This window comes from Mesorhizobium sp. 113-1-2, assembly GCF_016756475.1.
In the GTDB taxonomy this organism is placed as follows: Bacteria; Pseudomonadota; Alphaproteobacteria; order Rhizobiales; family Rhizobiaceae; genus Mesorhizobium; species Mesorhizobium loti_C.
The window spans coordinates 4,466,477-4,491,070 of sequence record NZ_AP023242.1 but is presented as its reverse complement, the minus strand read 5'-3'; the positions used below and the strand labels follow the sequence as shown (position 1 = coordinate 4,491,070).

At 63.2% G+C, this 24,594-nt stretch carries 25 protein-coding genes; 11 read left to right on the top strand and 14 right to left on the bottom strand.

The features are described 5' to 3' along the window. A complete protein-coding gene (locus JN279_RS38720) occupies positions 1 to 888 on the top strand; it encodes a PhoX family protein (protein WP_274608576.1) in 888 nt (295 codons plus the stop codon). A 63-nt stretch (positions 889 to 951) separates the two neighbouring features. Here the strand turns inward: JN279_RS38720 and JN279_RS21700 are convergent, their stop codons facing one another. The 3 genes from JN279_RS21700 to JN279_RS21690 all read right to left on the bottom strand — a co-directional run bounded on the left by JN279_RS21700 (position 952) and on the right by JN279_RS21690 (position 3,576). Then, the gene (locus tag JN279_RS21700; protein ID WP_096446411.1) at positions 952 to 2,523 is read right to left on the bottom strand and encodes a GMC family oxidoreductase; all 1,572 of its coding nucleotides are present in this window, start codon (positions 2,521 to 2,523) and stop codon (positions 952 to 954) included. Positions 2,524 to 2,571: 48 nt separating this feature from the next. Beyond that, entirely contained in the window at positions 2,572 to 3,102 is a 531-nt protein-coding gene (locus JN279_RS21695; RefSeq protein ID WP_096446413.1) for a Twin-arginine translocation pathway signal, read from the bottom strand. Between the two features lie 78 nt (positions 3,103 to 3,180). Beyond that, entirely contained in the window at positions 3,181 to 3,576 is a 396-nt protein-coding gene (locus JN279_RS21690) for a VOC family protein (protein ID WP_095200076.1), read from the bottom strand. 225 nt (positions 3,577 to 3,801) lie between these two features. On the opposite strand from JN279_RS21690, the gene JN279_RS21685 reads away from it, so the two are divergent. After that, on the top strand, positions 3,802 to 4,107 hold the full coding sequence (locus tag JN279_RS21685) for a ribbon-helix-helix domain-containing protein (protein ID WP_096457344.1): 306 nt from the start codon (positions 3,802 to 3,804) through the stop codon (positions 4,105 to 4,107). 97 nt (positions 4,108 to 4,204) lie between these two features. Here JN279_RS21685 and JN279_RS21680 read toward each other — a convergent pair whose 3' ends face one another. Both JN279_RS21680 and cckA read right to left on the bottom strand, forming a co-directional pair. Beyond that, on the bottom strand, positions 4,205 to 4,918 hold the full coding sequence (locus tag JN279_RS21680; protein WP_096446415.1) for a purine-nucleoside phosphorylase: 714 nt from the start codon (positions 4,916 to 4,918) through the stop codon (positions 4,205 to 4,207). A gap of 90 nt (positions 4,919 to 5,008) precedes the next feature. Then, positions 5,009 to 7,585 carry a cell cycle histidine kinase CckA gene (gene cckA / locus JN279_RS21675; protein WP_096446417.1) on the bottom strand — a complete coding sequence of 859 codons (2,577 nt, stop codon included), beginning with the start codon at positions 7,583 to 7,585 and terminating at the stop codon, positions 5,009 to 5,011. A 317-nt stretch (positions 7,586 to 7,902) separates the two neighbouring features. On the opposite strand from cckA, the gene JN279_RS21670 reads away from it, so the two are divergent. Then, positions 7,903 to 8,652, top strand: a complete 750-nt coding sequence (locus JN279_RS21670; protein WP_096446419.1) for a flagellar biosynthetic protein FliO — start codon at positions 7,903 to 7,905, stop codon at positions 8,650 to 8,652. A gap of 166 nt (positions 8,653 to 8,818) precedes the next feature. Here the strand turns inward: JN279_RS21670 and dksA are convergent, their stop codons facing one another. Beyond that, positions 8,819 to 9,235, bottom strand: a complete 417-nt coding sequence (gene dksA, locus JN279_RS21665; RefSeq protein ID WP_006202025.1) for an RNA polymerase-binding protein DksA — start codon at positions 9,233 to 9,235, stop codon at positions 8,819 to 8,821. A 276-nt stretch (positions 9,236 to 9,511) separates the two neighbouring features. On the opposite strand from dksA, the gene JN279_RS21660 reads away from it, so the two are divergent. The 4 genes from JN279_RS21660 to JN279_RS21645 all read left to right on the top strand — a co-directional run bounded on the left by JN279_RS21660 (position 9,512) and on the right by JN279_RS21645 (position 13,336). After that, entirely contained in the window at positions 9,512 to 10,015 is a 504-nt protein-coding gene (locus tag JN279_RS21660) for a SixA phosphatase family protein (RefSeq protein ID WP_096446421.1), read from the top strand. Between the two features lie 88 nt (positions 10,016 to 10,103). Continuing rightward, positions 10,104 to 11,579 carry a YcjX family protein gene (locus JN279_RS21655; RefSeq protein ID WP_096446423.1) on the top strand — a complete coding sequence of 492 codons (1,476 nt, stop codon included), beginning with the start codon at positions 10,104 to 10,106 and terminating at the stop codon, positions 11,577 to 11,579. Continuing rightward, positions 11,576 to 12,661, top strand: a complete 1,086-nt coding sequence (locus JN279_RS21650) for a YcjF family protein (protein WP_096446425.1) — start codon at positions 11,576 to 11,578, stop codon at positions 12,659 to 12,661. The genes JN279_RS21655 and JN279_RS21650 overlap by 4 nt, the downstream gene beginning before the upstream one ends. Before the next feature lie 123 nt (positions 12,662 to 12,784). Next, positions 12,785 to 13,336, top strand: coding sequence for a hypothetical protein (locus JN279_RS21645; RefSeq protein WP_096446426.1), 552 nt, complete (start codon positions 12,785 to 12,787; stop codon positions 13,334 to 13,336). Between the two features lie 158 nt (positions 13,337 to 13,494). On the opposite strand, the gene JN279_RS21640 is transcribed toward JN279_RS21645, so the two are convergent. The 3 genes from JN279_RS21640 to JN279_RS21630 form a co-directional block, all read right to left on the bottom strand. Further along, entirely contained in the window at positions 13,495 to 13,761 is a 267-nt protein-coding gene (locus JN279_RS21640; protein WP_095200069.1) for a hypothetical protein, read from the bottom strand. 156 nt (positions 13,762 to 13,917) lie between these two features. Continuing rightward, positions 13,918 to 15,150 carry an MFS transporter gene (locus tag JN279_RS21635; protein ID WP_202350199.1) on the bottom strand — a complete coding sequence of 411 codons (1,233 nt, stop codon included), beginning with the start codon at positions 15,148 to 15,150 and terminating at the stop codon, positions 13,918 to 13,920. A 59-nt stretch (positions 15,151 to 15,209) separates the two neighbouring features. Further along, the gene (locus JN279_RS21630) at positions 15,210 to 16,199 is read right to left on the bottom strand and encodes an AraC family transcriptional regulator (RefSeq protein WP_202353775.1); all 990 of its coding nucleotides are present in this window, start codon (positions 16,197 to 16,199) and stop codon (positions 15,210 to 15,212) included. Positions 16,200 to 16,360: 161 nt separating this feature from the next. On the opposite strand from JN279_RS21630, the gene JN279_RS21625 reads away from it, so the two are divergent. Beyond that, entirely contained in the window at positions 16,361 to 18,196 is a 1,836-nt protein-coding gene (locus tag JN279_RS21625; protein WP_202350198.1) for a monovalent cation:proton antiporter-2 (CPA2) family protein, read from the top strand. 15 nt (positions 18,197 to 18,211) lie between these two features. Further along, positions 18,212 to 18,757 carry a DUF924 family protein gene (locus tag JN279_RS21620; protein ID WP_202350197.1) on the top strand — a complete coding sequence of 182 codons (546 nt, stop codon included), beginning with the start codon at positions 18,212 to 18,214 and terminating at the stop codon, positions 18,755 to 18,757. A gap of 35 nt (positions 18,758 to 18,792) precedes the next feature. On the opposite strand, the gene folK is transcribed toward JN279_RS21620, so the two are convergent. The 3 genes from folK to folP form a co-directional block, all read right to left on the bottom strand. Next, positions 18,793 to 19,305 carry a 2-amino-4-hydroxy-6-hydroxymethyldihydropteridine diphosphokinase gene (folK, locus tag JN279_RS21615; protein ID WP_202350196.1) on the bottom strand — a complete coding sequence of 171 codons (513 nt, stop codon included), beginning with the start codon at positions 19,303 to 19,305 and terminating at the stop codon, positions 18,793 to 18,795. Next, positions 19,289 to 19,648, bottom strand: a complete 360-nt coding sequence (folB, locus tag JN279_RS21610) for a dihydroneopterin aldolase (RefSeq protein WP_010909658.1) — start codon at positions 19,646 to 19,648, stop codon at positions 19,289 to 19,291. Before folB ends, folK begins: the two co-directional genes overlap by 17 nt. Before the next feature lie 72 nt (positions 19,649 to 19,720). Then, positions 19,721 to 20,605: a dihydropteroate synthase gene (gene folP / locus JN279_RS21605; RefSeq protein ID WP_202350195.1), complete on the bottom strand. Its 885-nt coding sequence runs from the start codon at positions 20,603 to 20,605 to the stop codon at positions 19,721 to 19,723. A 115-nt stretch (positions 20,606 to 20,720) separates the two neighbouring features. On the opposite strand from folP, the gene JN279_RS21600 reads away from it, so the two are divergent. Continuing rightward, positions 20,721 to 21,344: a DUF922 domain-containing Zn-dependent protease gene (locus tag JN279_RS21600; RefSeq protein WP_202350194.1), complete on the top strand. Its 624-nt coding sequence runs from the start codon at positions 20,721 to 20,723 to the stop codon at positions 21,342 to 21,344. 227 nt (positions 21,345 to 21,571) lie between these two features. Beyond that, a complete protein-coding gene (locus tag JN279_RS21595; RefSeq protein WP_202350193.1) occupies positions 21,572 to 23,053 on the top strand; it encodes an MDR family MFS transporter in 1,482 nt (493 codons plus the stop codon). Positions 23,054 to 23,063: 10 nt separating this feature from the next. Here JN279_RS21595 and JN279_RS21590 read toward each other — a convergent pair whose 3' ends face one another. Both JN279_RS21590 and JN279_RS21585 read right to left on the bottom strand, forming a co-directional pair. Then, positions 23,064 to 24,095: an NAD(P)/FAD-dependent oxidoreductase gene (locus JN279_RS21590; protein ID WP_096446442.1), complete on the bottom strand. Its 1,032-nt coding sequence runs from the start codon at positions 24,093 to 24,095 to the stop codon at positions 23,064 to 23,066. 98 nt (positions 24,096 to 24,193) lie between these two features. Next, positions 24,194 to 24,514 carry a 2Fe-2S iron-sulfur cluster-binding protein gene (locus tag JN279_RS21585; protein ID WP_010909663.1) on the bottom strand — a complete coding sequence of 107 codons (321 nt, stop codon included), beginning with the start codon at positions 24,512 to 24,514 and terminating at the stop codon, positions 24,194 to 24,196. Positions 24,515 to 24,594: the final 80 nt, after the last annotated feature.

Genomic DNA, 24,594 nt, shown 5'->3' with positions numbered 1-24,594 from the left:
ATGGGCGACGACGATTATTTCGAATACATGTACCGCTACGTCTCGAACAAGGCTTACGACAAGGCGAACCCGGCTTCCAGCAACGGCCTCCTGGACGACGGCGTGCTCTCGGTTGCCCGTTACGACGCCGATGGTTCCATGACCTGGCTGCCGCTGGTTCACGGCCAGGGCAAGCTCACCGCCGAGAACGGCTTTGCCGATCAGGCTGAGGTACTGCTGAAAACGCGCCTCGCCGCCGACGCGCTGGGCGCAACCCCGATGGACCGGCCGGAGGACATCGAGACCAATCCGGTCACCGGCCGCGTCTACGCCGTCATGACCAAGAACAAGAAGCGCGACGAATCCAAGGTCAATCCGGCCAACACGCGGCCCGAAAACCTCTGGGGCCACATTGTCGAGCTGATCCCGCCGGGTGGCCGCGGCAGCGACGCCGACCACACCGCCGACAAATACGCCTGGGACCTGTTCGTGCTCTGCGGCAATCCCAAGGATGCGAAAGTCGGTGCAACCTTCCACCCCGACACGTCGGACAATGGCTGGTTCGTCTGCCCCGACAACATCACCTTCGATCCGGCCGGACGGCTATGGGTGGCGACCGACGGCGCCAATGATTTCGACCTGCCGGACGGCGTCTATGGCGTCGACACGGAAGGCGCAGCGCGCGGCCTGCCGAAGCTGCTGTTCACCTGCCCGCATGGCGCGGAGGCGACCGGCCCTTGCTTCACGCCGGATGGCACGACGCTGTTCCTCTCGGTCCAGCATCCCTCCGAGGATGCCGAAACGCTCGACAAGGCACAGTCGCTGTGGCCCGATTTCAAGGACGGCCAGCCGCCGCGGCCGTCGGTCGTCGCCATCCGCCGCAGGGATGGACAGCCGGTAGGCGCCTGAGGCGGCCAGCATAAAAAAGGCGCGGAACCCGTTTGGGTCCCGCGCCAGCAGGCAGCCGGGAGGTCAGATGGTTTTGGCCGACATCTGCGCGGCGATGTAGTCGGCCTGGCGGATCGCCAGCGACACGATGGTCAAGGTCGGGTTTTCGGCGGCGCCCGTCGTGAACTGGCTGCCATCCGACACGAACAGGTTCTTGATGTCGTGCGTCTGGCCATGCTTGTTGACGACGCCGTCCTCCGCCTTCTCGCTCATCCGGTTGGTGCCGAGATTGTGGGTCGAGGGATAGGGCGGCGTCGGGAAGGTGCGCGTCGCGCCGACCGCGTCGTAAAGTGCTGTGGCCTGCTTGTAGGCATGGTTGCGCATCGCCGTGTCGTTCGGATGGTCGTCGAAATGCACGTCGGCGATCGGCATGCCGTGCTCGTCCTTCTCGTCGGCATGCAGCGTGATGCAGTTCTCCTCGCGCGGCATGTCCTCGCCGACGATCCACAGGCCGGCCATGTGGTCGTAATGGTCGAGCGCGGTGGTGAAGGAGCGCCCCCAACCGCCCGGATTGAGGAAAGCGGCCATGAACGGCAGGCCAAGCGACAGCGTCTCGAACTCATAGCCACCGACGAAGCCGCGCGACGGGTCATGCCGCGCCTCGTCGCGAATGATGCCGGCCATGGTGGTGCCGCGATACATATGCACAGGCTTGTCGAAGATCGCGTAGACCGAACCGGTGGTATGCCGCATGTAGTTCTTGCCCACCTGCCCCGACGAATTCGCGAGGCCATGCGGGAACTTGGCTGATTGCGAATTGAGCAGCAGGCGCGGGCTCTCGATCGAATTGCCGGCCACCGCGACGATGCGGGCCTTCTGCTCCTGCAGCTTGCCGTCCTTGTCGGCATAGACGACGCCGGTCACCTTGCCGCTGGCGTCGTGGTTGATCTTGATCACCATGGCGTCCGGCCGGACTTCGAGATGGCCTGTCGCCTCGCCCTTCGGGATCTCGGTGTAGAGCGTCGACCATTTGGCGCCCCATTTGCAGCCCTGGAAGCAGAATCCGGTCTGCTGGCAGGAATTGCGGTCGTCGCGCTCGACCGAGTTGATGGCCATGTTGCCGGTGTGACATTCCTTGTAGCCGAGCTTGTCGGCGCCGGCCTTCAACACCTTGAAATTGTTGTTGCCGGGCAATCTCGGCCAGTCATTGGTGCCGGTCACGCCCATCTTGGCTTCCGCCTTTGCGTAATAGGGCTCCATTTCGGCAAGTGTCACTGGCCAGTCGAGAAGGTTTGCGCCCTTCACCTTACCGTAGGTCGTTGCCGCCTTGAACTCGTGCTCCTGGAAACGCAGCGAAGCGCCGGCCCAGTGCGTGGTCGAGCCGCCAACCGACTTGACGATCCAGGCCGGCAGATTCGGGAAATCCTTGGCGACCCGCCAGTCGCCGGATGTGGTGCGCTTGTCCTTCCAGGCGAGCTGGGCGAACGAATCCCACTCGTCATTGATGAAGTCCTCATATTCGTGGCGGGCGCCCGCCTCGAGTATGACGACGTCTATACCCTTCTGCGCCAGTTCGTTGCCGAGCGTGCCGCCGCCGGCACCGGAGCCGATGATGACGACCACGCCATCGTTCTTGAGATCAAATTGTGCTGCCATGGTTTCCTCCCATGAGATCGGTCGAAAAGCGGTTGCGGACAGAGCGGCTCAGAGCCACTCGATGTCGTTGAAACCGCGCGCGATGTAGCCGCCCTTGGAATAGGACTCGCCCTCGTAACCGAAGATCGGCCACACCTCTTTCTGGTTGTAGAGGCTGACGACGAGGCCGCCGCGCACCGCCTGGAAGAAAGGCGTCTTCTCGATCTCGGTGAGCAACGCCACACGCTGCTCTTCCCAGCCGAGCCCGCGATAACCACTCTTGCCGGCCTTCTTGTCGAGTTCGGCAATGCCCTTCTCGATCAGCTCCTTGTGGGCAGGATCCTTGGCGGCTGTCTCGTCATGGCTTTTGACGGCGATGGCGTAATATTTGTCCGGCACCTGGTCGTGCGGATAGATGTCGCGCGCCAGTTGGATCAGCGTCGCCATCGTCTCAGGCTTCAGCGCCGAGGTCTCCAGCCCCCAGGCGTGCTCTGGGCTGATGATGGCGCTGCCCGAAATGACGAGCAATGCGCCCGCTCCACCGCGTTTGAGAAGCTCGCGCCGTGACAGGCCGGGCTTCCTCTCATAGATCGTGACCATTTGTTCCTCCCTGCTTGCTGTTCGCACCCTTGGGGTGCCGTTGCTGGCGCCGCGCTGGTCCGCGCGGCCGGTTGTCCCCTATTGAAAACGTCCCCCACGCTGCAGAACCTCGATCTTGTAGCCGTCAGGATCCTCGATGAAGAAAAAGCGGGCGATGAGCGAACCGTCGCGGTTGAACTCGACGATCTTCTTCGGATTGAGGCCGAGCGCGCCGAGGCGATCGTGTTCGCTGTCGAGATCGGCGACCGAGACCGCGAGATGGCCATAGCCGTCGCCAAGCGCATAAGGCTCCTGCCGACCCTTGTTGACGGTCAACTCGACTTCGAAAGGTGTGTCGGCATTGCTGAGATAGATCAGCGTAAAAGTCTCGAAATCCAGCCTTTGGGCGATCTCCAGGCTGAACGCCTTGCTGTAGAAATCGATGGACCGGGCCTCGTCGAGAACCCGGATCATGGTGTGGATCGCCTTTGCCAAATCAAACTCCGCAGGTCTCGCGCTATGGAGGATGATTATGCGCGCCAGCGAAGAAAGGTGGTGGCAGCCGATTACCACGTATAAGATCGGAAATGGTCGTCCCATCTAAGGACGAAAGTCCGATTGCCGTCGTCGACCGTCCGGTCGAAGATGAAATCGCAGGCAGTGATCAAAGGCGCCGATGGCCCCGTCGACGCCCAAGACCAACAAAAACGGGAGGTTACGATGTGCAGAGTGTTTGCCGCACAGGATCCGGAAGGCTATCGCCAGATCAACCGGTCGATTCGCATCGACGGACATTCGACCAGCATCCAGCTCGAGGCGACGTTCTGGGCCTTGCTGGACGAAATCGCCGAAAGCCAGAACTTGACGACGCCGAAATTCATCTCGAAGCTGTACGATGAAGCCATCGAGATCAACGGCGAAATCCCCAATTTCGCCTCCATGCTGCGCACCACCTGCGCGCTCTATCTGCGCGGCCACCGACCCAGCATGGACGAGCGGATGGCGCTGAAGCAGGAAGCCGCCTAGAGCAATTGCGGGAAAAGTGTGAGCGGTTTTCCCTAGGGAATTGCGTCAAAACAAAGAGATAGAGCGGTTCGCCGTTTCCGTGAAACGGTGAAACGCTCTAGCGCCCTTCCGCCGCGATTTCGAGTGCCAGCCGGCTCATATCGGCGAAAAGCGCCTGGCGTTCGGAATAATCGGCCTGTTCGCCGGTAACCAGACTGTCGACGACGGTCAGCAGCGACAGGGCCCTCGCGCCGAAATGTGCCGCGATGCGGTAGAGCGCACTGGTTTCCATATCCACGGCCAGGGCTCCGAGCGCCCTTGCTTCGGCGTAGCGAGCGCGCACCTCAGGATGGTAGAATATGTCGGTGCAGACTGTCAGGCCGGCGTGGTGGTCGATGCCGAGTTCGGCTGCCTTGGCCAGTGCACAAGCGAGCAGGCCCGGATCCGGGCCGGCATCGGCTTGGTAAAGGCCAAAGACCTGACCGCTGTCGGTGTTTTCCGGCCGTGCCGATTGCGAGATCACCAGGCCGCGCAGCTTGGCCTCGGCGCTCAGGCCGCCGCAGGTACCGGTTCGGATCAATGTTCGGGCGCCATAATAGTCAAGCAATTCATGAGCATAGATCAGGAACGATGAAACACCGATGCCCGTCGCCTGAATGCTGATGGGCTGACCGCGATAAAGGCCGGTAAAGCCGAGCGCGCCGCGCCGGCGATTGACGCAGCGTGGCGCCTCCAGAAATGTCCGCGCCATCCATTCGGCGCGCTGCGGGTCACCCGGCAACAGCACCGTATCGGCGTAGTCACCCTTGGCTGCTTCGATATGTGGCGTCAACCGCTGCTCCCCCAAGCCCGCTTGCCGTTTCACCCGCAATCATGGCGTTGTCGGGGCGCTGCGCAAGGCGGACCATCGAAGAAAGCTAAATTAGGACTCCAGCATATCCTTGACGATCGTCGCCAATTGCTTGAGCGAAAACGGCTTCGGCAGGAAGCCGAAATGCGCGTCGGCCGGCAGGTTCCTGGCGAAGGCGTCCTCGGCATAGCCGGAGACGAACACGAACTTGATATCCGGCTGGCGCTTGCGCAACTCGCCAAGCAGGGTCGGCCCGTCCATCTCAGGCATCACCACGTCCGAAACGACGATGTCGACCTTGCCGCCCAGGGCTTCGAAGACTTCCAGCGCCTCGACGCCCGAGGACGCCTCATGCACCGTATAGCCACGCGAGGTCAGCGCCCGCATGCCACCCATGCGCACGGCATCCTCGTCCTCGACCAGCAGCACCGTGGCTGACCCCGACAGGTCCTTGGTGCTGTCGACCGGTTTGACCGGCACAGCGCTCGGCGCGTCCCCGGGTTCGGCTGCCTTCTTCGCTTCCGCGATGTGACGCGGCAGGAAGATGCGGAAGGTCGATCCCTTGCCGACTTCGGAATCGCAGAAAATGAAGCCGCCGGTCTGCTTGATGATGCCGTAGACCATGGACAGGCCAAGGCCCGTGCCCTTGCCGACCTCCTTGGTGGTGAAGAACGGCTCGAAGATCTTCTTCAGTACATCAGGCGCGATGCCGCTGCCGGTGTCCTCGACCTCGACCACGACATAGTCGGCCACGGCGAGTTCGCGATAGGGGAAGGTCTTGCACTCCTCGGCGGTGACGTTGCGGGTGCGCACGGTGAGATCACCGCCGGCAGGCATCGCGTCGCGCGCGTTGACCGCCAGATTGACCACCACCTGCTCGAACTGGCCGATATCGACCTTGACCGGCCACAGGTCGCGGCCGTGGTCGATCTTCAGCTTGATGTCGTTGCCGACCAGGCGGGCAAGCAGCATCCTGAGATCGGCGAGCACGTCGGTGAGGTTCAGCACTTCCGGCCGCAGCGTCTGCTTGCGCGAAAAGGCCAGCAACTGCCTGACCAGCGAAGCCGCGCGGTTGGCATTCTGCTTGATGTTCATGATGTCGGGGAAGGACGGATCCGACGGCCGGTGATTGGTCAAAAGCAGGTCCGACGCCATGATGATGGCGGTCAGCACATTGTTGAAGTCGTGGGCGATGCCGCCGGCGAGTTGGCCGACCGCCTGCATCTTCTGGCTTTGCGCCATCTGCCCTTCGAGCGCCTTCTGCTCGGTCGTCTCGACGGCGTAGACGATGGCCGATTCCTCGGCACCCTCGCCGCCGGTACCGTCGGCGACGGCGTTGACGTAGAAACGGATGTGCCGGTCTTCGTTGCCGGGCAATACGGTGTCGATCGGCTCGATGTCGGCCTGCCGCTGCCGGGCCTTCTCGAATGCTGCGGCAAAGGCCGGCCGCTCACGCTCATGGATCACCGTGTCGAGCCGCACGCGGCGATCCACGGCGTCCCGGTCGACGACCGAGGCAAACAGCGACAGGAAGGGCGCGTTGGTGCGCAGGATGCGCCCGCTGGCATCGACGCCGGCGATCGCCATCGGCGTCGAATTGAAGAAGCGGGTGAAGCGCACTTCCGAGGCGCGCAGATCGGCCGACGCATCCTCGCCCTGCGTGCGGTTGAGCACGATCGTGCGCGTCGGGCCGCCGATACCTTCTCGGCTGGCCGAAACGCGATGCATGAAGCGCACTGGCAACGCTTGCCCCGACATCGTCGTCAGGTCGAGATCGATGACCGCGTTGCGCGTTGTGCCAGGGTCGGCCTTGACCGAGCGCACCAGCGCCATGCCGTCACCGGCAACGATATCCGGCAAGGTCACGGCGCCGGGCGTGAAACTAGCGAGATCGATGCCCAGCCATTCCGCGAGCGTGGCGTTGATGTAGGTGACGCGGCCGTCCTGGTCGGCGGAAAAGAAGCCGGCCGGGGCGTGGTCGAGGTGATCGATGGCTTTCTGCAGATCGAGGAAGAAACGCTCCTGCTCGGCCCGTTCCTGCGAAATGTCGGCGAGTTGCCAGGCCAGCATCGGCAGCCGCTGCCCCGGAACGCTGAAGGTGCGGGCGCGCGCCCTGTACCAGCGGGCGCCGGGTTCGGCGCCGGGCCGGATCGATTGCGCCAGCCTAAACTCGCCGTCGCCCGGCTGGCCATCACGCAGGCCGGAGGCCAGCCGGTAAATGGTCACCGAGGCCTCGGGAACATCCGAAAGCAGCCCCTCGACCGTCTTGAGGTCGGCGGCCGAGGACGCTCCGGTCATATCGGCATAGGCCCGGTTGGCGTAGACGACACGGCCCTTGGTGTCGGTGACGAGCAGGCCTTGCGCCATCGAATCGACGAAAGCCTTCGACAATTCATCCCCCGTCGAACGCGGCGTGACCTGGACGAAGCCGATCGCGGTCGCGAACAGGAAGCCGACGCCGATCATCGCCAGCACGCCCAGCATGCCGAGCAGGAACGGGTCGCCGAGGCGCTCTCGGAACAGGCCGAAGACGATGGCCGCGCCCGTCAGAACGACGATGAAGATGATGAGCCGGGTGACCGCGCCCGGTCGCGTGTTCTGGTCGACGATCGGTACCGGATAGAAATCGCCGCGCGCTTCCTTGGCCATATGCCCCCTGCTCGTGAAGTCCGACGTTCCGACACCCGCCCCTAGTGCATGTCGCCCAAATGTGACTTCGGTTTTGGCAAAGCGACATGCATGAAAACAAGGACCTGAAGCGTATCGCATGAATCCGCTTCAGTGCGACCCGCTCTAGCCGGTTGAATCACATTCTCCCAGTCCGGAAAAGGCCCGGGCGGCAAATGTCAGATAAAAATGATGCCGGCCGTGTTTCAAGCTGTTCACGATGCGTGAAAGGCAACTTGCGGTGGCCAGCCGCAACGGTCTAGTGTCGCGTCACTTTCCAAACCGATCAGGGGAAACCAATGCAGTGGCTGGATAGCGTGGCGGGCCCTGGTTATGCGGCGGCACTCCTGTGGACCTTCGCGGCGCTGATCCTGCTGGTCATCGTGCTCGTTATCATCAGGCTCGTGCGCAACCTGACATTCGGAACGTTTGTCGCGGGTGGCCGGAACCGCAAGACCCGGCTCGCCGTCATGGACGCCACCGCCGTCGACAGCCATCGCCGGCTGGTGCTGGTGCGCCGCGACGACATCGAGCATCTGCTTCTCATCGGCGGCCCGACCGACGTCGTCGTCGAACGCGACATCCGCCTTGCCGCGCCGCGCCGTCCGGCGCTGACCGGAGATGGCGGGCTGCAGCCTGTCCCGGCCACCGCGGCCCCGGCGGTAAAACCGCGGCCGCCTCAGCCGGCTCCCGCACCGGCACGACCGGCACCGCAGCCGGTGACCGCGGCGGTGCCGCCTGCCCGCCCGCGCCCGGCAGCGCCGCCACCGGCCCCTCCGCCCGCACCGAAACCGGTGGCGCACACCTATCAGTCGGCCAACGTCACGCCGCTGCCTGCCTACGGCTCCGCCAACGCCAACGCCATCAGGCACGCGCCACCGCCGCCACGGCAGGAGAGCATCGACGACGCGCTGATGAAGGACCTGGAGGTTTCGCTCGATCAGCCGCGCTCTGGCGGCCCGGTCGGCAAACCGGCAGCCAAGGCACCGCAGTCGCTGGACGATGAAATGACCAAGCTTCTGGGCGAACTTTCAAGCCAGAAGAGATGATTGGCGCGCCTGCGCCGCTCCGCCAGTCGGCGACCTGCCCGCCCGAGGTTTGAGTATACCTCAGCGTGATGCAACGAATCTGCCAACAAAAATGGCCGGAAAAACCGGCCATTTTTGATAATAATCTCACTGCAACTAGCCTGAGACACAGCCCAGAAGCAATGCGTCAGTCGTCGCGATAGACTTTTTCGCGGCGCTCATGCCGTTCCTGCGCTTCGATCGACAAGGTGGCGATCGGGCGGGCGTCGAGCCGCTTCAGCGCGATCGGCTCGCCGGTTTCCTCGCAATAGCCGTAAGTGCCTTCATCGATGCGCTGCAGCGCCGAATCGATCTTTGAGATGAGCTTTCGCTGGCGGTCGCGGGCCCTGAGCTCGATGGCGCGGTCCGTTTCCGAAGAGGCGCGGTCGGCGAGGTCAGGGTGGTTGGCGTTTTCCTGCTGCAGGATTTCGAGAGTTTCGCGCGCTTCGCGCAGTATGTCGTTTTTCCAGGTGACGAGCTTTAGGCGGAAGTAGGATTTCTGCCGTTCGTTCATGAACGGCTCGTCTTCGGAGGGTACGTAATCGGCGGTAACGATGTCGTTCATTCGACTCACCCAAACTGCCCCAAATTTGGCGCCTATATATTCGCCACCAGACGCCTGCACAAGCGCAATCGGCCACCGACTCACGCAATTGTTAAAGTGCCCGGGCGGCGCTCGTTGGAGCGGGATGCCTCTGATTCGATGGAGAAAGTGCCTCGACCCTTTGCCAACTTGTCTCGTGCGTGATTCATTGCGCGGAGAAACAAGGGCCATTGTGCGCCGCGCCCTTCTCGTGGCTAATCGCGCTGCGGCTTCGGCTTCGGCATCCTCGGAGGTTGGGTGAGCAGGCTCTATCTGTTGCGACACGCCAAGGCTGGCTGGGCGCTGCCCGGCATGCGCGATTTCGACCGACCGCTTGACGCATCCGGTCGCGCCGATGCCGAGATGATGGGCGCCGCCATGCGCTCACGTGGCTATGTCCCCGACCTGACATTGTGCTCCAACGCCAAGCGCGCCAAGGAAACGCTCGAAGGCCTGGCCGGCCAGACCGATACCGGCAAGGTGTTGTTTTTCGACACGCTCTACAGCGAAGACGCGGCCGGTTATCTCCGTCTTATCCGGGAGCATGGCGGGCCGGGTTCACTGCTGGTCATCGGCCACAACCCGATGACGGAGGATCTTGCCATGGCGGTTTCGGGTGACGGCGACGAGACTGCACGTGCCACACTCAATCATGGCTTCCCGACCTCGGGCCTGGCGGTCGTACGTTTCCTGGACGATCTGGCCAAAGCGGCCCAGGAAGCAGGTTATCTCGAAGCGTTTCTGACACCGGCAGATCTCTAGCATCGATTTGGATGTCGATATCTGACGCCATTTCAAAGCCGGGTTGCAGCGCCTATATCGGACGGACCGAAGCCCGAGAGATCACATTTTGGCATCATCGCTGACCACCTTCACCGACGAGGCAAGAATTGCCCTCGATACGCTGTCGGGACGCGCCACCGGGCTTTTTTCTCCGTCGCTGCGATTGGGCGTTACAGGCCTTTCGCGCGCGGGCAAGACGGTGTTCATCTCAGCGCTCGTCCACAATCTGATCCATGGCGGGCGCCTGCCGCTGTTCGAGGCGCAGAAATCCGGGCGCATCTCGCGCGCCTTCCTCGAAGAGCAGCCTGACGACGCGGTGCCGCGTTTCCAGTACGAGGACCACATCGCCGCCTTGGTCAACGACCGCGCCTGGCCCGATTCGACGCGCGCCATCTCGGAACTGCGGTTGACTATCGAATATGAATCGGCCTCCGGCTGGAGCCGCATGTTCTCGTCAGGCAAGTTGTCGGTCGACATCGTCGACTACCCCGGCGAATGGCTGCTCGACCTGCCGCTGCTCGGCAAATCCTTCGCCGATTTTTCGCGCGAGGCCTTCGAGATGGCCGCTCTGCCGGTGCGCGAGGATCTTTCGCGGGCCTGGCGGGCGATTTCGGCGGAAATCGACCCGAATGCCGATGCCGACGAGATGACGGCACGCCGCCTGGCCGAAAGCTTCGCCGCCTATCTCAAGGCCTGCAAGCTCGATGAACGCGCGCTTTCGACCTTGCCGCCCGGCCGTTTCCTGATGCCTGGCGATCTCGAGGGCTCCCCCGCGCTGACCTTCGCGCCGCTGGCCGGCCTCGACAGGCGTCCGCGCCCGGGATCGCTGCACGCCATGATGGAGAGGCGCTACGAGGCCTACAAGACGCATGTCGTCAAACCCTTCTTCCGCGAACACATCACCCGCCTGGACCGCCAGATCGTGCTGATCGATGCCATGCAGGCGCTGAACGCCGGCCCTGGCGCCATGGCCGACCTCGAGCGCGCCGTAACCGAGATCCTCAGCTGTTTCCGCCCCGGCCGGGGCAGCTTCCTCACCGACCTGTTTTCGCGGCGCATCGACCGCATCCTGGTCGCCGCGACCAAGGCCGACCACCTGCACCACGAAAGCCATGACCGGTTGCAGGCGATCGTGCGGCGGCTGGCAGACCGTGCCGTGGCGCGGGCGAATTTCACCGGCGCCGACGTCGACGTGGTCGCCATGGCGGCGGTACGCGCGACCCGCGAAGGCACGGTCAAGCAGAGCCGCGAGACATTGCCTGTCATCATCGGCACGCCGATCGCCGGCGAGACGATCAACGGCGAAACCTTCGATGGAAAGACCGAAACGGCTGTATTTCCCGGCGACTTACCGGAAAAGATTGATGCGGTGTTCGACATCTCCGGACCCGACCACAGGCAGGATTCGACGGACCCGGCAATCCGCTTTGTCCGGTTCCGTCCGCCAAAACTCGAACGCACGGCCGAAGGCGTCACGCTGTCCTTGCCGCATATCAGGCTCGACCGTGCCCTGCAGTTCCTGATCGGAGACCATCTGGCATGATCGCGCCCCGCAAGCCGGCGGCCTTCCGCATCGAGCCGGAAGCCGCGTCAACACCAGAAGCGCCAAAGGCGCGCCAGACCGAGCTCTCGCGCAAACCCCGTGTGATGAAGGCCGATGTCGCGCTGGTCATACCGGCGGAGCTCGACGTTTTCGACGAGCCCGACATCGTAGCCGCAGAACCGCCGCCGGCAATCGCCCCCAGGAAGCGCTCGCTGTTCGGCAGCATCTTCTTCGGCGCCGTTGGCGTGCTGGTTTCGCTGGCCATCGGCCTGTGGACCGACCAGCTGATCCGCGACCTCTTCACCCGCGCCGAATGGCTTGGCTGGCTGGCCGCCGGCATGGCCGCGATCGCATTGCTGGCGCTTCTGGTCATCCTGATCCGTGAATTCCTGGCGATTGCCCGGCTGGCCGAGGTCGAAAAACTGCAAAAACGTGCGCGCGACGCCATCGCGCGCGACGATCCCAAGGCGGCACGATCGGTGGTCGACGAGCTTTCGGCTTTCGTCGCCGCCAAGCCGGAAACCGCGGGCGGCCGGCGCGCTTTGGCCGAACTGCGCGGCGAAATCATCGACGGCGGCAATCTGGTGCGCCTGGCCGAAGCGGAAATTCTCGGCCCCCTCGATGCCAGGGCCAAGGTGATGATTCTCGAGGCCGCCAAACGCGTCTCGCTGGTAACGGCGGTGAGCCCGCGTGCGCTCGTCGATGTCGCCTATGTCGTGTTCGAGGCCGGACGCCTCATTCGCCGTCTCTCGGAACTCTATGGCGGACGCCCGGGAACGCTGGGTTTCTTCCGCCTGGCGCGCAGCGTGCTGGCGCATCTGGCGGTCACCGGTTCCATCGCCGTCGGCGACAGTTTCGTCCAGCAGATCGTCGGACACGGCCTGGCGGCAAGGCTATCGGCAAAACTTGGCGAGGGCGTCGTCAACGGCATGATGACGGCGCGCATCGGCATCGCGGCGATGGAAACGGCGCGCCCCCTGCCCTTCAGCGCCGCGAAGCGCCCGGGACTGGGCGATTTCCTCTCGGCATTGACGTCGTTTGCCGCGAAGAAGGACACCGAAACGGCCGGCCCGGGCAATTAGCGTTTTACGCTTCCAGACAGTGAACGGATTGCGGTTTCAAGGCCCTGCAGTGACGAAGCATTAACCAATCTTCTTCATGGTCGAAGAGGTTCCAAACAGCCTCTTTGTTGCCGGGTGTCGTCGATGAAAAGCGTAATTCTGTCCAGCGTCCTGCCCCTGGCCGTTGCGATCACAGCGGTCGTCGGTGTCGCCTCGGGAGCTTCCGCTACAGAGCCGGACAAGCAATTCTTCCAGTCGGCCGAAGGCAAATGGGTTGGCCCGGGCGAGATCGTCGCCGGCAAGTACAAGGGCACGAAATTCAACTGCAGTTTCACCGGCTCGACGCCGGACGGCAAGATGGGCATGACGCTCGACGGCGGCTGCCGGGTCGGCATGTTCACCCAGCCGATGTCGGCCAAGATCGAGCGCAAGGGCCGCGACTACAAAGGTTCCTTCATGGGTGGCGCTGACGGCGCTGGCCTCGACATCATCGGCGGCAACGTCGTCGATGCCCGCAAAGTGGTCTTCACCATCAACCGCAACCAGTTGCGCGGCGTCATGCAGGCCCGTATTCCCGACGACAATTCGATGACCGTGACGGTTGCCGTGCGTGTCCAGGACCAGCTGGTGCCGGTCATCGGCATGAGCTTGAAGCGCGTCGATGCCGTCGAAGTCGGCTCCATCACGCCGAACTGAGCGCCTGTCGCGCCCTATCCCGTTTTACGCAATTCCCAAGGGAAAGCGCTATGCGCTTTTCCCGCGACACTTTTCCTGGAATTGCTCGAACACATCCCCAAAAGCAAAGAGGCGGCAGCCCATCGCCACCGCCTCCTTGAACCAGTCGAATCAGGCGCTTAGCCCTTGATGGCGGCCGTCACCTCGTCATACGCCTTGCAGGCGTCGGCGAGCGTCGTGGCGCCCTGGTACTTGGTTGTGACCGCCTGGACCTTGGCGGTCAGGTCGGCTGCCTTGGACGGATCCTTGGTGATCGCTTCCTGCAGCGCGGCAGCCATGTCCTGCGCCTTCTTGGTCGCGATCTCGGCCGTGCATTCAGGTGCCTTCGAACAGGCCGAACCAGCAAGCACCGCCAGGCCGACGGCAACAAGCAAAAACTTCTTCATGTCAGTCATCTCCTCAAAAGGGCGCGACTTGATCGTCGCTCACCCTCCAATGGCCGAAGCCGTGCGTCCTTAGCCTTCGATTGTGGCAACACGCAACGCGCGCATGGCGTAAACTTGTGTAACGCGCCTGCAATATTGGTCCGGACCGGATTCGGGCTACTGTGTCAGCGGCGGCAAAGTTTGGTTGCGCGGCTGCAGCAGCGCCAAGACGGCTGTCGATGCGGCAAGGATAGCAGTCACGGTCAAAGGCGCTGTAGGGCCATAGGTGTCCACAGCATAGCCGCCGACAACCGCGCCGATGGTGATGGCGACCTGAAAAGAGGCGACCATCAGGCTGCCCGCCGCTTCCAGCGCGTCCGGCGCTGCGCGAGACAAATTTGTCGGCAGCACCACCGGCGCCATGCCGAAGGCGAAGCCCCACAACGTAGCGAAGCCAAAGGCAACGCCAATGTGCACGCCCCAAAGCACCAATGCCAGCGCCGCAAACGCCATCAATGCGGCGGTAACCACGAGAGCCACGTGGATATTGGCGTCGGCCATGCGGCCACCGGCAATATTGCCGATCACTGCGGCGATGCCAAATCCGAGCAACGCCAGGGCAATTGGCCCGGTTGCAAGGAGCGTCACATGTTCGAGAAAGGGACGCACATAGACCGAGCCGGCAAAATGCCCCGTCATCAGCAAAAGAATGGCAAGCATACCAAGTTGAATGCCACGCCGCTGTGTCAGCCGAAGGACGTCTGCAAGACTATTGCTCGCTGTTGCAGGCAAAGACGGCAGGCTAAGCAACTGCAGCAACATGGCAACCACGGCCAGCCCCGCTGTCATGGCCATGGCGCTGCGCCATCCCAGCCAGTCGCTGATCAGCGCACCCATCGACGGTGCGGCAATGGTGGCGAGCGAGACGCCAAGGGTGACGATAGCCATGCCCCGACCTGTCGCATTGGCGCCAACCAGCCTCGCGACGACGGCGACCGAAAGCGCCCAGAAAGCGCTGAGAGCGATTCCCAGCCCGGCCCGGCCTAGCAACAGCAGCCAGAAATTGGGTGCCAGCGCCGCAAGAATATTGGAAGCGACCGCTAGGGCCATGAGCCCAACCAGCACCGTCTTGCGGTTCAATCGGCCGATGAGAACATTGCTCAACATGGCCGTCACGGCACCGATGGAAGCGGTGGCGGTGACGACCTGTCCGGCCGTTCCCTCGCTGATCCCGAGATCGCGCGCCATTGGCGTCAGCAGACCTGCCGGCAGAAATTCGGCTGAGACCAGGGCAAAGCTGGTGGCCGCCAATGAAACGACTGCGAACCAGGTGGTTGCGCTCCACACGGCCGGCGCAGTGCCGTCAACGTCTATCGTCGCGTCTTCAAGCTGTAATGTTGTGTCAGTCACGGGAAAATCTCCAAAGTTTGGAGATCTTCATAAACGAGTCTTTTCGGATGATATGTATCTCAAAATCCGAAATCCATGTCTATTCGTCCGGGAATTGTGCGACGCACAACGCCTGGCGAGACATTGGTGATGCGCTTGAAGGCACGAGCGAAGGATGCCTCGGAATCATAGCCCAAGCGGGTAGCAACCTCGGCCACCGACAAGCCGTTTTGCCCCAACAACTCACGGGCAAGCTGCATGCGCAAACGGGCGAGATAGCGTGCAGCACCCTCTCCCAATATAGCGCTGAAGCGCTCAGCGAAAATCGAGCGCGATTGGCCTGCCAGGCTGGCGAGGCTTTCGAGAGTCCAGTTATGGCCGGGGTCTCTGTGCATGGCTGCCAGGGCGCGGCCAATATGGGGGTCGCGGATGGCCGCGAGCCAACCGGTGGTCGAAGCTCCCGTACAATTGACCCAGCAGCGAATGAGCCGGGCTGTCAGCAAGTCCGCCATACGCGACAAGATGGTGGCGCTGCCCATCTGCGGTTGCGCGGCCTCCGCGGTCATGGCCGCCAGCAACGGACCAACCACCGGGTCATTGGCGGCCACGTCGCAACCCTTGATGATAGGCGGCATCAGTGTGATCAATGGGTTTAACGCACAGGCGCCTAAGGTCATCGAGCCGCAGAAAAGGGTGCTTGTCGCGCCCGTGCCTTCCCGTACGACTTCGCAGACGTTACTCCCCAATTTGGTTACCCGGCAATCATCGAGCGAACCGCCTGCAACGTCCGGCGCGCTGGCCAGCCGATGGGCGATGCCTTGCGGCAGCAGCGCCAGATCGCCATCGCGCAACTCCTGCCAGCCTTGCGCTTCGGTATGGATCCAGCAAGGACCCTGACCGACGAAGTGAAAACGAAGCAGCGATTGTTGCGGAAACTCTATGCTCCAAGGATGTCGGAGTTCGCAGCGGCCATAACTGACGCCGCTCAAGCGAAAGTCTTGCAGGACTTCGCTGAGCGCATCCATCGGAATATGGGGCGGCGGAGACGGCCGGGACGAATGGATAGTCATCCCGCCGATATAGGAACCAATCGTCCGGCGGGCAAGCGGAGACGGTTGTTCCACCAGGGGAAACGCTTCAAAGGCACCTACCCGTCCTGGCAGGCTCCCCGCCCTTGCCTCCCGCTCCAACTGCATGCAAGGAGTGCTGTCGGACATAAGGAACAAGAGGCATGGCAGCGGAAGCGTCGGGCAGCGATCTCATTCAGGTGGTGGCGCTGCTTGCCGCGGGTGTCGTCGCCGTTCCGATCTTCAAACGCATGGGCCTCGGCTCGATCCTGGGCTATCTCGCCGCCGGCGTGGTGATCGGCCCGTTTGGTCTCCGTATCTTTTCCGAATCAGGGGCCATCCTCCATGTCGCCGAACTCGGCGTCGTCATGTTCCTGTTCATCATCGGGCTGGAAATGCAGCCATCGCGGCTTTGGGGCTTGCGGCGCGAAATCTTCGGGCTCGGGGCGCTGCAGGTAGGCGTCTGCGCGGTTCTGCTGACCGGTGTCGGTGTGGCCGGAGGCTTTCCCATCTCGCAATCCTTCGTCGCCGGCGCCGGTTTCGTGCTGACCTCGACCGCCATCGTCATGCAGCTTCTCGAGGAACGCGGCGAAATCGCCTCGCCGAAAGGCCAGCGCATCGTCTCCATCCTGCTGCTGGAAGATCTTGCCATCGTGCCGCTGCTGGCCCTGATCGCGTTCCTGGCGCCGGGCGGCGCCGACACCAGCCTGTCGGAAAGGCTGACCGAGGTCGGCATCGGCCTTGCCGCGATCGTCGGGCTGGTGCTGGCCGGACGCTATCTGCTCAACCCCTTCTTCCGCATCCTGGCGGATGCCCGTGCCCGTGAGGTGATGACGGCTGCAGCGCTTCTGGTCGTGCTTGGATCGGCGCTCGCCATGCAACTCAGTGGCCTGTCGATGGCGATGGGCGCGTTCCTGGCCGGCGTTCTTCTGTCCGAATCGACCTTCCGCCATCAGTTGGAAGCCGACATCGAGCCGTTCCGCGGCATCCTGCTCGGCCTGTTCTTCCTTGCGGTCGGCATGTCGCTCGACCTGCATGTAGTGGCCGCGAACTGGAAGCTGGTCGCCATCTATGTCGTCGCCTACATGGTGATGAAGGCAGTCGGCATCTACATCGTCGCCCGCATCCTCAAAACAGGCCATCGCGAAGCGCTGGAACGCGCTGTCTTCATGGCGCAGGGCGGTGAATTCGCCTTTGTCCTCTACTCCGCCGCCGCTGCCGTCGGCATCATCGACAGTCAGGCCAATGCGACGCTGACGGCAATCGTCATCATTTCGATGGTGCTGACGCCATTGGCGATCATCGCCTTGCGCTATGTCACCCCGCGCGACGAGCAGTCGCTCGACGGCGTCGATGTCGCCGACGGCCTCACCGGCAGCGTGCTGGTCATCGGCTTCGGGCGCTTCGGTCAGATCGCCAGCCAGCCGCTGCTGCTGCGCGGCATCGACGTGTCGATCATCGACAACGATGTCGAGATGATCCAGGCGGCCGCCGATTTCGGCTTCAAGGTCTATTATGGCGACGGCACGCGGCTCGACATCCTGCGCGCCGCGGGCGCGGGCCAGGCGCGCGCCGTACTGATCTGCGTCGACAAGGCCGATGCCGCCGTTCGCATCGCCGAGCTCGTCAAGGCTGAATTTCCCTTGCTTACCGTGCTGGCGCGCGCCTTCGATCGCGGCACCGCTCTGCAACTCATCCGTGTCGGCGTCGATTATCAGCTGCGCGAGACTTTCGAATCGGCATTGGTTTTCGGTGGCTCGGCGCTGGAATCGCTTGGTGTCGATCCTGAAGACGTCGCTGAAACGATCGAGGACGTCAGGCGCCGCGACACCGACCGTTTTGAAACCCAGCTCGCCGAAGGCATCCGCGCCGGCCAGCGCTTCTTGCGGGGCAATATCGGCACGCCTATTCCGACACCGCTCTCTACGCCGCGCCGCCCCGGTAAGGCCCTCAATGAAGAGACGGCCGGCGTTCTGCAGAAATCCGAAACTGCCGATTGAACTAAGGATTCATGCATGGAATTGGACAGCAGAGCCCTGTCGGTCACCAAATTCTGGCGTGACGCCGGCGAGGATGCATGGTTCGAGAAGAACGAGGCTTTCGATGCCGATTTTCGGGACCGCTTTCTCGATCTGCACTACGCCGCCGCGCGGCGCGAATGCGACGCCTGGTCGGAGCACGCCGAAGGCTCGCTAGCGCTGATGATCCTGCTCGACCAGTTTCCGCGCAATTGCTTTCGCGGCACTGGCCATATGTGCGCCACCGACCCGCTGGCGAAGCATTTCGCTCAAAAGGCGGTCACATCAGGGCATGATCTGGCGCTGGAACCGGAACTCCGCGTCTTCCTGTACCTGCCGTTCGAACATTCGGAAAACCTTGCCGACCAGGACATTTCGGTCGAACTGCACACCGCCAGGGCCGAATTCAACCTGAAATACGCGGTGGAGCATCGCGACATCATCCAGCGCTTCGGAAGGTTTCCGCACCGAAACAGGTTTCTTGGCCGCGAGACGACACCGGAGGAACAGGCATTTCTCGACGGCGGTGGGTTTTCCGGCTGATCGCTATGACGGTCGGCGACCTCCTGGCGGAGAGCTCAGGTCAGCCACCAGTCACGGCCGGACGGCAGGCGTTCGATGCCTGATGCATCGACCGCAGCCAATCGCACCGATACGCTTCGCCCGCCGACGGCAAGATCCGGCGCGATTTCGGCCAGCGGCGCCAGCACGAAGGCGCGCTCCAGCATGCGCGGATGCGGCACTTCCAGCCCGGTCTCGTGGATGACACGGTCGCCGAACACCAGGATGTCGATATCGATCAGGCGGGGCCCCCAGCGCTCCTCGCGCACGCGCTTCAGCTTCCGCTCCGCATCGAGGCAGAGGTCAAGCAGTGCCCGCGGCGAAAGCCGGGTCGACAATTCGGCCGCGGCGTTGAGGAAATCGGGCTGATCGAGCTTGCCCCAGGGCGGTGTGCGGTAGAGCGAGGAGACGGCGGCGACGCGTGTGTCCGCATCGGCATCGAGAATGCGCAGCGCCGAGGCCATCGAGGCAGCCGGATCGCCCAGATTGCCGCCGAGGCTAAGGTAGACGGTGTTACTCGGGCCAGACAACGGTCACCTCGACATAATCGAGCACACCAGGCACCGGCGCGTTCGGCTTGCGCACGGTGATTTCGGCCCTCCTGATCTGCGGAAACCGCTCCGTCAGCGCCTTTGCCACTTCCATGGCCAGGGCCTCGATCAGGAAGCGCCGCTCGCCGGTGATGATCTTCTCGATCACCGTGAAGGCAATGCCGTAATTGACGGTTTCCTCGATGGCATCGTCGACAAGCGCGCGTCCGGGTTCGACCGACAGCACCGCGTCGACATAGAAACGCTGTCCGAGCGCCTCCTCCTCGTCAAGCACGCCATGCCGGGCAAAGAAGGCACAGTTCTTCAGGCGGATGACATACATGGCTCAGCGTCCCGATCCTTAGAGCGACGTGCGTCCACTTGGACGCACAAAGTACGCTCTAACACTTTGAATCTACGCATCGTGCTTTCCGAAAATCGATTCCGATTTTCGGGCCGATGCGGCGTTTTCAAGAGCCAGCATAGCATCCGCCACGGCCAGCGCGTCCACGTTGATTGCGACATCATGGACGCGAAACAGATGCGCGCCCTTGAGCCTGAGAATGACGCTGGTCGCCGCCGTCCCGGCGGCCCGGTCGGCGGCATCGCGGCCGGTGACGGTGCCGATGAAGCGTTTTCGCGAGGTGCCGGCCATCAATGGAAAGCCGAGCGCATGGAGCTCGGAAAACCTCGCCATCAGGTCGAGATTTTCCTCAGCCGTCTCCTTGGCGAAGCCGAAACCGGGATCCAGCACGATGCGATCGTCCGCAATGCCGTTGCGGCGGGCGATCTCCAGCGACTTTTCCAGGAACGCAAACTGGTCGGCGATGACGTCGGGCAGCTTCTCGCGATCCCGCCCGGTATGCATGATGATGAGCCCGGCGCCGGTTTCGGCGGCGACCCGTGCAATATCGGGCTCGCGCTGGAGGCCCCACACATCGTTGACGATATGCGCGCCGGCAGCCACCGCCAGCCGCGCGGTCTCGGCACGATAGGTGTCGACCGAAACCAACACCTCATTGGCGTTCGCCAGCGCCTCGATCACGGGCAAAATACGCGCCTGTTCCTCGCTGGCCGATACAGCAGCGGCGCCCGGACGGGTCGATTCTCCGCCGACGTCGATAATCTCTGCCCCTTCCCCGATCATGCGGCGCGCCTGGGCCAGCGCCGCTTCGGGCGCATCAAACAGGCCGCCGTCGGAAAAACTGTCGGGGGTGACGTTGAGGATGCCGACGACCACGGCCTTGCCGCCAAGGTCGAGATTGCGCCCATGCGCCAGCTGCCATCGCCTCGCCGTCATTGTTCATCAACCATGGGGCTCATCAACCAAGGGCTCATCAACGATGTGTGATCCGCAAAGGATCAATTCCGTTGCGTCGGCAACGGCCGTAAAGCAAGGTGGGTAAAGAGGCAATATGATGAAACGATCCCTGCTTTGCGCACTGCTGTTTGCCGTGACCGCCGTCCCGGCGGGCGCGGCCAATCTGGTGAAAACATACAGCTATTTTTCCATTGGCGGCAGCACGCTCGAAGATATCGAGAAGCAGCTCTCCATACATGGGCCGCAGGTCAAAAGCACGGGCTCGCGCCACCCCGGCGCCACCCAGATGGCCTTCACCACCCGTATCAGCTACGCCAAGCAGGCCGGCTCCTGCCGGATCGCTGACGCGGTCGTGACCGTCAAGGTCAAGGTGATCCTTCCGGAATGGCGACGCCCGCGCAAGGCGGACCCTGACGTGAAGCTGTTCTGGGACACGCTGGCCGCCGACATCAAGCGCCACGAAGAACGCCATGTCGAGATCGCCAAGAACCATGCCCGCGCGCTTGAAGACGCGCTGAAGGCGACCTATCCGCAGAAGGATTGCGGTGCGGCCAAGGCCAAGGCGGCCGAGATCACCGCCGCCATCCTCGCCAGGCACGACCGCGCCCAGGTGCAGTTCGATCGCGTCGAAAGCGTCAATTTCGAAAACCGTATCCTGCGGCTCATGCGCTATCGCATCCAGCGCATCGAGAGTGGCCAGTTGCCGCCGCCGGCCTGAATTTCGTCGGTACCCTCGACGGCGCCGATGCAAGCCAACCCGGCCGAAGCGTAGTGCCAGCTTCGAAAAATTTCGAACGGCAGTCGAAATCGGCCTATACGAGGCGACATATCACGGGTTGGCGGGCACAACCCTCGAGGTACGAGCACCACGACCGATCGCGCGCGGGCACACCAGGCAAACCCAATCGGTGACCGGACAGCGCGCAAAGCACATGGACAAAGACTATGGACCAGGCTGCCGGCAAGCAGACCATGGCGGCTGCCGCCACACCGCTGACCGAAAGCGAGAAGAACGCCATCATCGGCGGCGTTCTCCTGTCCATGCTGCTGGCGGCGCTCGACCAGACCATCATCGCGCCGGCCATGCCGACGATCGCGCGGGCGCTCGGCCACGCCGAGTATCTGCCCTGGATGGTCACCGGCTATCTCCTGACCGCCACCGCCGTGGCACCGCTCTATGGCAAGATTTCCGACGTTTATGGCCGCCGCCCGACCGTTTACGCGGCGATCCTCATCTTCCTCGTCGGATCGGTGGTGAGCGCTATGGCCCCCAACATGTTCGTGCTGGTGATAGGGCGCGCGATCCAGGGGGCCGGCGGCGGCGGTCTGTTTGCGCTGGCGCAAACCGTCATCGGTGACCTCGTGCCGCCGCGCGAACGCGCACGTTATGCGGCCTGGGTCTCCGGCACTTGGGCCGTCGCCAGCATTGCCGGGCCACTGCTGGGCGGCACCTTCGCCCAGCATCTGCACTGGTCGCTGATCTTCTGGATCAACATTCCGCTTGGGCTTCTGGCCATGGCGATCATCAACAAGCCGCTGAAGAAGCTGCCGATTGCAGCCAAACATCACCGCATCGACGGGTTGGGCGCCGTGCTTCTGGTCATCGCCACCGCGCTTCTGCTTCTGGCGCTCAACTGGGGCGGCAGCACCTATCCCTGGTTTTCGCGCGAAATCCTCGGGCTGGTGGCCTGTTCCGCCGTGTTCTGGGCCCTGTTCGCCCTCAGACTGCTAAGGGCCACCGAGCCGTTGATCTCGCTTGAGGTGTTGAGCAACCCGATCGTACTCGCCGGTGCGCTGTCGATGTTCCTGCTGCAGGCGGCGAATATCGGCGCCTCGGTCTACTTGCCGGTCTATCTGCAGACCGTCATCGGGCTCTCCGTCAGTGAATCGGGAATGGCCATGCTCGGTCTTTTGCTCGGCACGGTCGCCGGTGCCGCTTCCAGCGGCCGCCTGATCCCCCGCTTCGTGCACTACAAGCGTATCGCCATGTTCGGCATCACTCTGGCCATTGCCAGCATCGGCGTGCTCAGTGCCATTGCGGAACACGCCTCGCTGCTCGAGGTCGAGATCCTGACCACCCTCATCGGCTTGGGTGGCGGAACGACATTCCCGGTCGCGACCGTCTCTGTCCAGAACGCCGTCGACCGGGCCCATCTCGGGGTTGCGACCGGCGTGCTGACCTTCCTGCGCACGCTGGGTGGCGCGCTGGGCGTCGCCCTGCTCGGAGCCGTCGCGCTCGGCTACGGCCTGCCGCTCTCCGCCGAGGGCTCGCAGACGCATATTCAGCTGACATCGGCGTTGCCGTTCGTGATGATCTTCATCACCGCCGGCATCACGCTGGTGCTGGGGCTTGTCGCAATGATGCTGATGCCGGAAAAGCCGCTGCGTGGCCGCGACGAGGCGGCCGCGCCCGTTCTCGCGGAATAGAAGCGCCTTCTTACCCCACCACGCCGAGCTTCTTCTGCAGGCTGGTCGACGAGGTCGTGTACTGGAACACGATCCGCTCGCCAGGGCTGATGATGCGCTTGGCGGCCTGCGCCATCAGCGCCACCTCGTGGAAGCCCGACAGGATCAGCTTCAGCTTGCCCGGATACCAGTTGATGTCGCCGACCGCGAAAATGCCGGGCACCGATGTCTGGAACTTCTCGGTGTCGACCGGGATCAGGTTTTCGTGGAGATTGAGCCCCCATTCCGCGATCGGCCCGAGCTTCATGGTCAGGCCGAAGAAGGGCAGCATGCGCGTGCATGGCACTTCGATATCGCCATCCGGACCGCCCTTGATGGTGGCCGATGACAGCTGGCCGTCGGCCCCAGTGAGGCCGGTTACCTGGCCGACCCTGAATTCCAGCTGCTTCATCTCCTGCATGGCATACATCTTGTTGACGCTGTCGGGCGCCGCGCGGAATTCAGCGCGCCGATGGACCAGCGTCACGCTCTTTGCCACCGGCTGCAGGTTCAGCGTCCAATCGAGCGCCGAGTCGCCGCCGCCGACAATGACAAGGTCATGGCCGCGAAAATCCTCCATCCGGCGCACCGAATAGAACACGCTCTTGCCCTCATAGGGCTCGATGCCAGGGATCGGCGGGCGTTTGGGCTGGAACGAGCCGCCGCCGGCGGCGATCACCACCACCTTGGCCTCGAACACCTCGTTCTCGTCGGTGGTGACGCGAAAGCTGCCGTCCTCCAGTTTTTCGAGGCTGGAGACCATGCGGTTGTAGGTGAAGTCAGGCTTGAACGGATGGATCTGCTCGAGCAGCTTGTCGACCAGCCCTTGCGCTGAGATCGAAGGCCAGCCGGGAATGTCGTAGATCGGCTTTTCCGGATAGAGTTCCGCGCACTGGCCGCCGGGTTTGTCGAGAATGTCGATCAGGTGGCACTTCATGTCGAACAGGCCGAGCTCGAACACGGCGAACAGGCCGACCGGCCCTGCCCCGACGATGAGAACGTCCGTCTTGATTGTTTCGGTCATGCGATGTGTCCCCTTGGGAATGGGGCGAGACTGCATGAGCTGTGGCCCGCTGCCAAGCGGCCAATGCCAAAGAAATTGGAACGTGGGCCGAAGGCCCCTTAGCCCTGGCGCTCCGGCACCCGCACCACCAGGCCGTCGAGCGCATCGCGCACCTTGATCTGGCAGGACAGCCGCGAGTTCGGCTGGACGTCGTAGGCGAAGTCCAGCATGTCCTCTTCCATCGCCTCCGGCTCGCCGACTTCCGCCGTCCAGGCTTCGTCGACATAGACATGGCAGGTGGCGCAAGCGCAGGCGCCGCCGCACTCCGCCTCGATCCCCGGCACGGCGTTGCGGATGGCGTTTTCCATGACCGTCGAGCCGTTTTCGGCGTCCACGTCGAATTGTGTGCCGTCATGGGCGATGAAGGTCAGCTTGGTCATTTGTCACCTGAAGGGAGTTACCGCCGAGATAATCACTCCGGCAGACAAGTCAACTGCCGCGCGAAAGCGCCGCTCCGTGA